10 protein-coding genes are annotated in these 11,923 nt (G+C 68.3%); 3 read left to right on the top strand and 7 right to left on the bottom strand.

The window, feature by feature from the left end; genetic code table 11:
- From cysS to VFE28_05325, 3 genes are all read right to left on the bottom strand, one after another.
- On the bottom strand, positions 1 to 795 hold a 795-nt coding region (gene cysS / locus VFE28_05335; GenBank protein HZM15404.1), incomplete at its 3' end, for a cysteine--tRNA ligase.
- Positions 796 to 921: 126 nt separating this feature from the next.
- Positions 922 to 1,155, bottom strand: coding sequence for a toxin-antitoxin system HicB family antitoxin (locus tag VFE28_05330; GenBank protein ID HZM15403.1), 234 nt, complete (start codon positions 1,153 to 1,155; stop codon positions 922 to 924).
- A gap of 12 nt (positions 1,156 to 1,167) precedes the next feature.
- The gene (locus VFE28_05325) at positions 1,168 to 2,031 is read right to left on the bottom strand and encodes an SPFH domain-containing protein (GenBank protein ID HZM15402.1); all 864 of its coding nucleotides are present in this window, start codon (positions 2,029 to 2,031) and stop codon (positions 1,168 to 1,170) included.
- Between the two features lie 312 nt (positions 2,032 to 2,343).
- Between VFE28_05325 and rpmB the strand changes: the two genes are divergently transcribed.
- A complete protein-coding gene (gene rpmB, locus VFE28_05320) occupies positions 2,344 to 2,580 on the top strand; it encodes a 50S ribosomal protein L28 (protein ID HZM15401.1) in 237 nt (78 codons plus the stop codon).
- Positions 2,581 to 2,734: 154 nt separating this feature from the next.
- Here rpmB and VFE28_05315 read toward each other — a convergent pair whose 3' ends face one another.
- From VFE28_05315 to gltX, 4 genes are all read right to left on the bottom strand, one after another.
- A complete protein-coding gene (locus VFE28_05315; protein HZM15400.1) occupies positions 2,735 to 3,427 on the bottom strand; it encodes a hypothetical protein in 693 nt (230 codons plus the stop codon).
- A gap of 2 nt (positions 3,428 to 3,429) precedes the next feature.
- Complete coding sequence (locus tag VFE28_05310) at positions 3,430 to 4,236, bottom strand: BtpA/SgcQ family protein (GenBank protein HZM15399.1); 807 nt, start codon at positions 4,234 to 4,236, stop codon at positions 3,430 to 3,432.
- A gap of 16 nt (positions 4,237 to 4,252) precedes the next feature.
- A complete protein-coding gene (locus tag VFE28_05305; protein HZM15398.1) occupies positions 4,253 to 5,275 on the bottom strand; it encodes a D-alanine--D-alanine ligase in 1,023 nt (340 codons plus the stop codon).
- A gap of 103 nt (positions 5,276 to 5,378) precedes the next feature.
- Positions 5,379 to 6,842 carry a glutamate--tRNA ligase gene (gltX, locus tag VFE28_05300; protein ID HZM15397.1) on the bottom strand — a complete coding sequence of 488 codons (1,464 nt, stop codon included), beginning with the start codon at positions 6,840 to 6,842 and terminating at the stop codon, positions 5,379 to 5,381.
- A gap of 543 nt (positions 6,843 to 7,385) precedes the next feature.
- On the opposite strand from gltX, the gene VFE28_05295 reads away from it, so the two are divergent.
- Positions 7,386 to 10,901 (top strand): hypothetical protein, encoded by a 3,516-nt coding sequence (locus tag VFE28_05295; protein HZM15396.1) that lies wholly within the window; start codon positions 7,386 to 7,388, stop codon positions 10,899 to 10,901.
- A gap of 481 nt (positions 10,902 to 11,382) precedes the next feature.
- The coding region (locus VFE28_05290) for an aminotransferase class V-fold PLP-dependent enzyme (protein HZM15395.1) at positions 11,383 to 11,923 on the top strand (541 nt) is incomplete at its 3' end.

The raw sequence follows: 11,923 nt of genomic DNA, 5'->3' as shown, positions 1-11,923 counted from the left end.
CCCCCGGGTGTAGAGCAGGCCGTTGTGCATCCAGTAGCGCACGAACGGCTTCCCCGTCGCCGCCTCGCTCTGGGCGAGCTCGTTTTCGTGGTGCGGGAAAATCAAGTCCATGCCGCCGCCGTGCAAATCCAAGCTCTCCCCCAGATACTGCATCGCCATGGCGGAACACTCGATGTGCCAGCCGGGCCGCCCTGGCCCCCAGGGGCTCGGCCACTGCGGCTCTCCCGGCTTCGCCGCTTTCCAGAGGGCGAAGTCCAGGGGATCGTCCTTCTCTTCGCCGACTTCGATGCGGGTGCCGCTCAGCATGTCGTCCACGCTGCGCCCCGACAGCTGCCCATAGTCACGGAAGCTGCGCACGCGGAAGTAGACATCGCCTCCCGGTGCGGCATAGGCGTGCCCCCGGGCGATCAGCGTTTCGATGAGGGCGATGATCGCGGGGATGTGTTCGGTAACCCGGGGATAATGCGCCGCGGTCAGCAAGTTCATCGCCTGGGCGGCTTCGTGGCAACGGAGGATGTTGCGCTCCGCCACGCTCTCCGGGGTCGTCCCCTCGCGCCGGGCCCGGTCGATGATCTTGTCGTCCACGTCGGTGAAGTTCTGCACGTGGACGACGCGGTACCCCCGATGCTCGAGCCAGCGGCGCAGGACATCGGCGGTGAGGAAGGGCAAGAAGTGTCCGATGTGCGGCTTGTCCTGCACCGTCATGCCGCAGACGTAGAGGCCGACGCGGTCCGGGTGGACGGGAACGAAGTCGTGCTCCCGTCGCGTCAAGGTGTCGTAAACCCGCAGACCCACTGCAGCCTCCCGCTCCGTCTTTGGCGGAGGGGGAGCCTAGCATCGCCCTCGGGCGCTGGCAAAGCGCCGCCGGCCGCGCGCGGCGCGCCCGGCCTCGCTCCTAAGTGGTGGCAGGCGCGACCGTCGTCATTCCGGCGCGCTCGGCACCTTTCCTCCCGCGGGCGCCTCCGGATCGGAGTCGTCTTCCGCCTCCGCCTCCCCACCGCCCCGGCGCGGCAGGCGCCCCTCCCCACCCAGGGCGCGCTGCACGATGTACTCGAGCTGGCCGTTGACGCTGCGAAACTCGTCCGCCGCCCAGCGCCGCAGAGCCGCGTAGAGCTCGGGGCGGAGGCGCACGAGAATGGTTTTGCGCTCCGCCATGTCACGCCTCCCTCAGGAGTAGAGGGTGCCGGCGTTGATCACCGGCGTCACCCGTTCGCTGGTCAGCACCACCAGGAGATTGCTCACCATCTGGGCCTTGCGTTCCTCGTCGAGCTGCACCAGGCGTTTGGCACCGAGCTGGTCGAGCGCCATCTCCACCATGCTGACCGCGCCTTCGACGATGCGCTTGCGGGCGGCGATGATGGCTTCCGCCTGCTGTCGCTGCAGCATGGCGTTGGCGATTTCCGGCGCGTACGCCAGATGGCTGAGACGGGCCTCGTCGACGATGACGCCGGCGCGGGACAGGCGCTCCTGCAGTTCCTGCCGCAAGGCGTCGGAGACCTCGTCGGTGCTTCCCCGGAGCGAGATGGTGCCGCCCTCGGGTTCGTCGTAGGGGTACGCCTTCGCCAGGTGCCGTAGCGCCGAGTCGCTCTGCACGGCGACGAAGTTCTCGAAGTTCTCCACCTCGAAGAGGGAGGAGTAGGTGTCCGCCACCCGCCAAACCACGACCGCGGCGATCTCGATCGGATTGCCGACCAGGTCATTGACCTTGAGGCGCTCCCCTTCCTGGTTGCGGGCCCGCAGCGACAGCTTCCGTTTCACCGTGAACGGATTGACCCACCAGAAGCCGTTCTGCTTCACCGAGCCGACGTAAGCGCCGAAGAGCACCAGCACCGACGCCTGGTTCGGATTCACCACGAAGAAACCGGGCAGGGAGAGAGCGAAAGCGAGGAAGGCCGCCACGGCACCGAGAACAGTCGCAAGCTCATCTTCGCGCACTCCCGTGGCGAGTAACCAGATCCCCAACCCGAGGAGGAGGAAAGCGAGAACGAGGGCGAGGTAGCCCGAGAGCGGCTTGCGGGTGAACTCCTTCATGGCCATGTGCGGCCTCCTTTCAAAATTCAATCAAAAAGATATCATAACGATATGCACAGCGCAAGACCCCTCGTTCCGATTGTTTAAATGAATGTTAATAATAGACTTAGAGCTTAGACGGGCTTGCAGTGGAGGGCCTGGGTCGATCCTGGAGCGGAAGACGGCGCGACACGTCCCTAGAGCCCAGGGCCTCGCCTCGCGTTGACTTTTCCGCCGCGGGCGGGCATTCTAGCCCTCCCTTGGCGCACTTGGGGCCGTTCCCAGTCGGCGTGCGCTTCCCTGCTCGTCTCGTGGACTTCAGGAGTCGAGGCCATGTCGCGCGTCTGTCAGGTCACCGGGAAGAAGGCCCAGTACGGCAACCTGGTGAGCCACGCCAACAATCGCACTGGCCGCCGGTTCGAGGTGAACCTGCAGAGCAAGCGCTACTGGTTCGAGGAAGAGAAGCGCTGGATCCGGCTCCGCCTCAGCACCCATGGGATGAAGATCATCAACCGCCGTGGGCTCCCCGCGGTGATCGCCTCGATACGACGTCGCGGCGAGAAGATCTGAGCTCCCGAGCAGCCGCCGCCGCCATCGCCGTCCACCACTCCCGCATCGACCACCACGCGCTCGCCGCACACGACCGGTAGTGCCGCAAGCTCTCCCGTGCGCGCTTGGAGGAATTCTGCGCTTGTGCGCGGCTCGCTAGAGGTAGCTGCGCCGGTCACGACTCCGTGAACGGCAGCCGCCCTTGCTCCAGCTTGGGAGAATCGCTGGCGGCCCCGGAACGACGCCGTGCCTTGCGGACCGGTGCTGCGGCGGGAGGCCGAACCGCGGCGGGCGGCGGTGGCGCCGCCACCCCGGTGCGCTCCTCGTAGAGCGACGGCTCCGGCACCAGCTGGCGGAAGAGACTCGACTCGCGCTTGTAGAAGCCCTCGGTGTGCAACGAGTCTTCCAGCTCCAGCAACTCGTAATCGAGATGGTGGCCGATCTCGTGCAGGAGCGTGCGCAAGAAGGTCTTGAACGCCACCACTTGCTTCCGTTGCGCCGTCCGCATCCACACCGTGACGAGCGGCTTCTTCCCTTCTTCGGGCTCGTAGAGACCATGCAGCTCGCCCCAGGAGTGCGACGGCCGTTTGGCGAGGACACGGAGCCGCAGACCGGAAACGCGCAGCGCCGCCAGAATCTCCGCCGTGAGCCGGCTCGCCGCGACCTCCGTCGCGGGCCGATCCGATTGCTGCAGGGCTCGCGCCAGAGCCGCCACCAGCGGTTCGAGGCGCTCCGGCGCCGGCAGGCGCACGAAACTCACCTCGTTGCTGCGGTCGTAGATGCGCCGGGCGCGAGCCGGCAAGCGTTTGTAGTAGGCGAAGGGCATGCGTGGTACCCCCGCTTCATCCTGCGACCGACGCGAGCTCAAGGTCAATCCAAGATCTGTCGCGCCGTCGCGGCGAAGCGGCGCGCCCGCTCCGGGTCCAGGGGAGCCTCGGCGCGGCCACCTTGTTTCAGCGCCGAGCCGACGATGATCCCATCGGACTCGCGCAGGTAGAGACCCAGGCTCTGCTCGGTGACGCCGCTGCCGACGTAGAGCGGCACGCCGAGCTCGAGGGCGCGGACGCTGCGCAGGTCGTCCACATTGGTGGCCCAACCGGTACCGCGGCCGGTGACGATGAGCGCGTCGGCGTGGCCGCGCTGCACGGCGTCGCGTGCTTCGTCGGCGACGTTCTCGTGCGCCAGGCTGCGGCCGTGCTTGACCTGTACGTCGGCCCAAACGGCCACGGCAACGCCGAGCCGGCGGCGCAGGCGCAGCGTCTCTGCGGCGCGGCCCTCGAGCACGCCCTGGTCCGTGGCGGTGGCGCCGACGTGTACGTTCACCCGCACGAACGCCGCTCCGGTGGCCGCCGCCACCGCCACCGCTGCCGCCGCGTCGTTGCGCAGCACGTTCACCCCCACGGTGAGATCCGGCAGCTCCCGCCGCAGGCACGCCACCACCCGCGCCATCACCGCCACCGTCACGGGCTCGACGCCGGCGCCGTGGAAGGGCGCATCGCCGAAGTTCTCCACCAAGCAGGCAGCGAAGCCGGCATCGGCCAGGGTGCGCGCCTCGGCGAGGGCTTGCGCTTCGATCGCGTCCACGGCGAGAGCGGCCCGCGGCGCGCCGGGGAGCGGCGGCAGGTGCACCATGCCCACGAGGAGCTTGGAAGGTCGCCGTGCCTGGGCCGGCTGCATGGGAAGGATCTCGTTTCTAGCCGCTACGCACCCGGGCCCGCGCTGCCGCGGCGCGCACGATCTTCTCCACCAGGGTCTCGAAGTCGATGCCAGCCGCCTGCGCCGCCTTGGGGACGAGGCTCGTCGCCGTCATCCCGGGGATGGTGTTGACCTCGAGGCAGTAGGGTTCGTGGGCCGGGCTCAAACGGAAATCGATGCGGGCGAAATCGCGGCAACGGAGCGCGGCAAAGCACGCTTCGGCGTGGCGTTGCAACGTCTGCGCCGCGGCGGCAGGGATGTCCGCCGGCACGTGATAGCTGCTGGAACCGGCAGTGTACTTGTGACGGTAATCGTAAAAGCCCGCGTGCGGCACGATCTCGACCACCGGCAGCGCGCGCCCGTCGAGGATGGCCACGGTCAACTCGCGACCGGGGATGAAGGTCTCGAACATGAGCCGCGTGTCGTAGGCACCGGCGCTTTCCACCGCCTCGGCCACTTGCTGCGGGCCGTGGACGATGGAAACGCCGACGCTCGAGCCCTGGGCGTTGGGCTTCACCACCGCGGGCCAGCCGCATTCGGCTGCAATGCGGCGCGTCAGCTCCTCCAGCGGTGTGTCCGTGTCGGCAGCGAAACCGGGCGGCGTGGGCACGCCGATGTCGCGGAAGATCCGCTTCGCCACTTCCTTGTCCATGGCCACGCTGCTCGCCAGCACGCCGGAGCCCGTGTAGGGAATCCCCACGGCGTCGAGCATCGCCTGGATGGTGCCGTCCTCACCGCCCGTCCCGTGCAGGGCGATGAAGACCACGTCCACTTCGCCGAAGGCCTGGGAGCCGAGCTTCTCCACCGCGTGCACGGCGTCCCCCTCGGGGACCAGCGCCGTGGAGGGTGGCTCGCTGCCGATGCTTCGCTTGGCATCCAGCTCCACCAAGCGGCCGCCAGCGGTGTCCACCGCAGTCACCACGTGCCCGCGGCGCAACAGCGCCGCCCCCACCGCCCGGCCCGACACGAGCGAGACGTCGCGCTCGGCCGAGTTTCCTCCCAGCAACACGATGATGCGCATCGCTCTTCCCCCTCTTCCCGACATCCGCACGCCTGCACTCGAGGGCGCGGTCTCAGCCGCGCTGGCGCGGCCAGACTACACGATGCTCCGGCAGCGAACGAGTTCAACCGAGCGCGGCCCGCAGGCGCTGCCGCACTCGCTCCGCCCCCAGCGCGTCGTAAAGGAGCGGCAGCTCGGGCCCGTGGGTGCTCCCGGTGAGCGCCGCACGCACCGGGCCGAAGAGATCCTTGCCCCGCAGTCCCTGCTGCTGCCCGCTTTCCTGCAGGAGCTTCTTGAACCCTTGGCCGTCGAGCGTGGCGGCGCTCGACTGCGCCTTCTCGAGCCCGTCCACCAAGGCGGCGAGCAAGCCACGTGCCCCGGGAGCACGCAGCGCCGCCTCTGCCTCCGGAGTGGGGGCCGCGGGGCCGAGGATCTCCTGCACCTTGGCGGGCAGCCGCCCGAGCGCCGGGAGATCGGACTTGAAGCCGGCGATCCAGGCGCGGGCCGTCTCCGGCTTGGTGTCGAGCCCCGCCGCCTGCAGCCACGGCGCCGCCAGCGTCGCCAGCTCCGCGTCGGGACGCTGCCGCATGTGCCAGGCCGCCATCCAATCGAACTTCACCGGATCGAACACCGCGGGCGAGCGCGTCAAGCGCTCGAGGCTGAAGTCCCGCACCAGTTCCGCCGGCGACAGGAGTTCCTCGCCGCGCGGCGACGACCAGCCGAGGAGCGCCAGGAAATTCAGCAGTGCTTCGGGCAAGTAACCCTGGGTGCGGTACTCGTCCACGTAGGTGCCGCTGCGGCCGTCCCGTTTGCTGAGCTTGCTCCGGTCGGTGTCGAGGATGAGGGGCAGATGGACGAACTCCGGCAGCGACAACCGCAGAGCGTCGTACAGCAAGCGCTGCCGTGCCGTGTTGTAGAGATGATCCTCCCCCCGCACGACATGGGTAATCTGCATGGCGTTGTCGTCGACGACGCAGGCGAAGTTGTACGTCGGCAAGCCGCTCGTGCGCAGCAGGACGAAATCGCCGAAGGTGGCGGCATCGATGCGCATGGGCCCGCGCAGCCGATCCTCGAACTCCACCACACCCGGAGGCACCCGGAAGCGCACCGCCTGCCCTTCGCCGGCGCGGCGGCGCGCGGCCACCGCTGCCGGGCTCATCTCCCCGCAGCGGCAATCATTCCGTACCGGCGTACCGGCCTCCTCCCCCCGTGGTGCATCTCCCACTGGGTCGCCTGCTGGACGGTCCTTCTCGCCGCAGAAACAGGCGTAGGCCTGCCCCGCCTCCAGCAACTGCTCGGCGGCGGCGGTGTAATGCTGCCGGCGCTCCGACTGGCGGTACGGCGCCTGCGGCCCGCCACGGTCGGGCCCCTCGTCCCAATCGAGCCCGAGCCAAGCGAGGTCGGCGAGCAGGCTCGCTTCGGACTCACGGGTGGAGCGCTCCGCATCGGTGTCCTCGATCCGGAGGACCATGGTGCCCTCCTGGTTCCTGGCCAGAAGCCAGTTGAAGAGGGCGGTCCGAGCTCCGCCCACGTGCAGGCGGCCCGTCGGGCTCGGGGCGAAGCGGACGCGGGGAGCGGGCAAAGTCATGGTCCTTCCGTAACTTCCCTCGAGTTCGCCGGTTCGAGGCCGGAGGGTCCCTCGGCCAGCAGACCGTGCAACCGAAGAATCTTTTGACAACTCTCTGCCAGACGACTACTATTCTCGGAATATAGCATCAGGATCCGCGGTTCCCGTGGATCGAAGCCTCGTGATGGGATCCGAGGGGGTGCTGCGTCCGAGACAGGGGTCGGCGTGACGCACCTCCCTCGGAGCCCGTCTTCCGTAGGGTGGGCCCACCGCCTCGACCCCGCTGGAGAAAGCGCGAACTCGCCGCGCTCGCTCACCTTCGCTTCCGACCTTGCCGCCTGCACGAATGTCGCTGGGATCCAAGCTCCCATGGATCCCTCGCCTTGCCTCGCTCTTCCCTGTCCTCTCTCTCCAAGAAGTCTCTGGGTGCCGCGCTCGTCCGGTCGCGTTGACCCTCGCTGCCGGCCGCATTATACTTTCCACACACGGCCGATCACCTCCCCCACTCGATTCGGTCTCTCGTGGGTTCGTTGCGCCCCCCGCAGTGTAACCCGGACGGAGACAATGCTTCGGCGTTCTCTCGTCGTGGGGCTTTTTGCCCTTTGCCTCCCCGGGTTGGCTACGGCCCAGGGGCGGAACACCAAGGTCTACTACGACGACGCTTTCGCCTTCGGCTCCAAGGCGCTCGAGCAGTCGCACACGCGTTATTTCCAGGTCCTCACCACCCCGGCAAAGGAAGATCCGGACGGGCAGATGGTGGCCTACTGGGGCCCCCAACTCGACCAATTCTTCAGCCGGGTCTGTGACAACCTGCACCTCGAGCCGGCGGAGATCTATCACTACCTGCTCTACCCGAGCTACTTCACCGAGATCGAGAAGCTCGTCTTCGAGGGGCGCCTGCACGCCGCCAGCTTCGACTCCCTGTTGCAACTCGTGGTGGACGTGCAAGAGGGTCGCACGGTGGCTCCGCCACAGCCCCTCGTCCTCGCCCAGCCGCGCGCGGCGCCCGCGGGCGGCTGGCGCTCCGGGCTGCCGGTCGTGCCGCACCCCCGTCGCTTCCTCGAGCGCCATGTCGAGTGGAGCGGCGACAGCCTCTTCGTCTGGCTCCCGGGCGCAGAGGCGCGCACGTACCAGCGCTGCGTCCTCTACCGCACCCTGCACGATTTCCTCGCCACCCCCATCGGCCCGGGCCTGCCCGAGGGGGTCTCCGGCTTCGTACCGCTCCACGATCCGAACCTGCCCATCGTGATCTACGCCTCCATCGGCGAACAGCGCCTGCGGCGCACGGCGCAGCACGAGATCGGCCACGCCGTCGTGGAAAGCATCGCCAAGTACCTACGGCAGCTGGCCCCGGCGCGGGCCCGCGCCGCGGTGCGCGACAGCGGCTGCACCCGCGGCTGGCGTCCCGGCAGCGGCGGCTTTTCCATGGTCACGCACGAGAACTACGCCGAATATCTCGCCTTCCCCCACGGTCAGATGGAGCCGGCGTTGCGCGCTGCGCTCATCGAGCTGGTGGCGGAGAATCAGCTCGACGGGCTGGCCGCTCTCTCCACCGGCGCACGCTCGCAGGCGTCGAGCTACATCGAAGGCCCAGCGCGACTCGTCTTCCTGGCCGAAACCTACGGCCACGACGTGCCGAAGAATCTCCTGATCAAGTACCACAGCAACTCCTGCGGCTTCCTCGACTGGATCGAGTCCATGACCGGGCAATCGCTCACGACGGTGGAACAGCTCTACCGCCGCTGGTTGCGCGAAAAACTCTGGACCGAGTATCTCGCCACCGCCGTCCCCGACACGCTGGGAAGCATGCTGGCGCCGGCGCTCTCCGGTGTGCAGCACGGCGACAGCCTCTTGATGCAGCGCGCCCGTGGTGGGCGCCAGGAGCTCGTGCTCCGCACCGGCGCCGCCAGCGGCGCCGTGCACGAGACGCGCCTCGCCCGCGATCTCGACGGCATCGAGCGCTTGCCGCTCTTCTCCAGCCCCGATCTGCGCCGTGGTCGGGTGGTGGCGGTGGTGCGCCAGCGCCAGCGCGAGTCCCTGCTGCTCTGGGAGGACAGTGGACGCAAGCGCCTGCGCCGGCTTCGCGAGCTCGGCGAGGTGCGCGAGCTGCGCGATCCACGTTGGTCACCCGGCGGCGGCAGCGTCGTCTTCCGCGCCGTCGATCGCGCCGGGAGGAATGCCCTCGGCGTCTACGATGCCGACCACGACCGCGCCCGCTTGCTCGTGCCCTATCGCTGGGCCGAGCTGAGCCATGCGTCCTTCGCCAGCGACTCCCTCGTTCTCTTCACCTCCACCGCCACGGCGACGGGACGGAACGACGTCTTCGCCCTCGACCTGCCGACGGCAGAGATTCGCAACCTCACCCAGAGTCCCGACGTCAGCGAGACCGAGCCGCTCCTCGTCCACGGGCGCTTGATCTATCTCTCCGACGCTGCCGGCGTGCCGCGACCGGTGGAACAGCGCGCCGACGGCACGATGCGGGAGCTCCTCGATCTGCCGTTTCCGGTGAGCGGCATGCAGCAGAGCGACACGCTCCTCACCATGGTGGCCACGAGCTTGCGGCATTCCCTGGCGCCCGGGGGTCGCGCCCTCTGGGGCTTCCCCTTGCGCCGTCTCGGTCTAGGCGACTCGCCGGCGCCGGAGGCACCGGCGGAACCTACGGGTCCCGTCGCCACTCCGACGCCGGTCGGGTTGCAGGCCGCAGACATCGGTCCATCACCGCCGCCTGATACGACCCCGACGACGGGTACGACTGGCACGACAGGGGCGACGGCCACGACGGCGGCGTTCGCCACCGCGCCGGTGCCCGGTCTGCTCACCGACGCGCGCGGCAGTGGAGAAGGATTGGCCACCGGTGTCAGCCTGTCGCGTTACAAGCAGAAGTGGGGCCTCATGCCCCTCGGTCTCAATCTGTCCACCGCCTCCACCCGCACCCGTGGCGCCACCTACGTCGGCATGGACACGGAGTTCCACGACCAGGCGGTCGTCGTGGCGGTGGGACAGAACGGCGATTTCGACCGCTTCGGCATCATGCAGTACCGCAACAGCGCCGCTCGCACCCACTGGCACGTGGGCGGTTACTATCGCTCCTTGATCGGGAACTACTACAACGCCGGCGGGGTGACGACCTACACGCGGAACCAGAGCGAGGCCGGCCTCCTGCTCTCGGGGCAATACCACAAGAGTCTCGTCACCCGCTTCGGCGCGGCACTGTCGTTCACCCAGCGCACCGACTCCCGTGGCCTCATGGTGCGTGCCGATGACCTCACCTTGCGCGAAGCCAACGCTCCCGTCGCGGGCCTGCGCTTGCAGGGTCTCGACCCGCGCGAGTGGGGGCTCGATTTCGGCGGCGTCGAGGAACCGGCGCTGCTGCTGGACCACTCCGACGACGCTGCGGTGCGCTGGGGCGAAACGGAAAGGCTCGCGGCGGAGCGGGCGCAGACCATCTTCCAACCCACCGAAACCTACGCCCGGCCGAACGCCGAAATCTCCTCCAGCTACAGCCGCGACACCCGCGTCTGGTCCGACGTGCGCGGACCGAGCACCGGTTCCCTCCTCGTGCTCACCCTCGCCGCGGGCTTCAACGCCCAGGGCTCGCGTACCTACGTGAACGGCGCGCAGCAAGACTCGCTGCAGCTGCACGTCGGCCCCGGTCTCGACCGGATCTCGTTCAACGCGCTGTTCCTCATGCACCGGCGCCTGTCCTTCCTCGATGTCGCCTTCCGGGCGCGGGCCTACACCAACGACGGCCCCCAGTCCCTCATCTACGGCGTCGGTGGTCTCTACTCCGTTTCCGGTTTCCCCCGTGGCTTCGTCCGCGGCGAGAAGGTGGCCTACACGAACCTCGAGGTGCGGGCGCCGTTCTGGGACTACAGCCGCTTCCGCATGCCGGTGTGGCGTCCCGTCCTCCCGGCGGCCGAAGGCTTCCTCTACTGCGACGCCGGCGCGGCGCTGCACTCGCGCGCCGTCTACTCCTACGGCGTCGGCCTGCGCTTGCGCTACGGCATGCTGAGCTTCGAATGGCGCCAGCCGCTGCGCGATGGCCTGCGTCCCGAGAACGGTTTCACCGCCGCCTGGTGACCAAGCTCCCCGCAAGATTTGCATGGCGCGAGCACACCGGCGCACTGGCGCACCAGCGCCCGTACTCCGCTTGGCCCATTCGCACACGAGTCTCACGCCGCACAAGAAGATCGGGGCAAAGTACCCAATGGCACAAACCGATCAGGCAATCACCTGACAAACGATGAAGGATTCCAAGGATCTCTCACGCCCGAACGGACTCGCCGCTCCATGGACACTGCAACGCCTGCGAGCTGCCGCGCCTCAGCCGCTCCCCGAGCGGGAAGCTCGGGAGCATCCTGTGTGCGGGATCGGTGGCAATCCTTGCACGAACTCTTGACAGCATTGCCCTACCGTTGATTCAATCACTCGCCGCAAGAGAGATGAACTCCCTGTGACGACTTCGCCCAGGGCTACCGAGGATTCTCACGTGTCGAAGACGCTGCAGGAGTGGATCGACACGGACGTCCAGGCTGTCCGTGGCCAACCCATCAGTCGCGTGATGAATTTCAACCCTGGGCCGGCTGCGCTTCCCCTCTCCGCGCTCGAGCGCGCTCGAGAAGAGCTCCTCGACTTCGAGGGGTCGGGAATGAGCGTGATGGAGCACAGCCATCGGGGAACGGTCTACGAGAAGGTGCACGCGGAGGCCACGGCCCTCGTCGCCGAGCTCCTCGGCACGCCGCTCGATACGTGGGACGTCCTCTTCGTTCAGGGCGGAGCGTCGATGGCTTTCGCCCAGATTCCGCTCAACTTCCTCGGAGCGGGGAGGACCGCCGACTACATCGTCAACGGCGCGTGGGGCGAGAAAGCACTGGCGGAGGCCCGCACGATCAAGGCGGTCGGCGGAGGCGAGCCGCGCGTGGGCGCGACGACGCGGGGCGAGGACAAGAGCTACGACCGCGTCCCGCGCCAGGAGGAGCTGTCGCTCACCAAGGGCGCTGCGTACCTGCACGTGACGAGCAACGAGACCATCCACGGCATCGAGTACGGCCTCCAGCCGGAGACGCCGTTCCCGCGCGCCGATGTCCCCGTCGTCGTCGACA

This window comes from Candidatus Krumholzibacteriia bacterium (genome assembly GCA_035649275.1).
Lineage (GTDB): Bacteria > Krumholzibacteriota > Krumholzibacteriia.
Note: the sequence above shows the minus strand (reverse complement) of the source record. Positions and strands in the feature narration are given on the sequence as shown.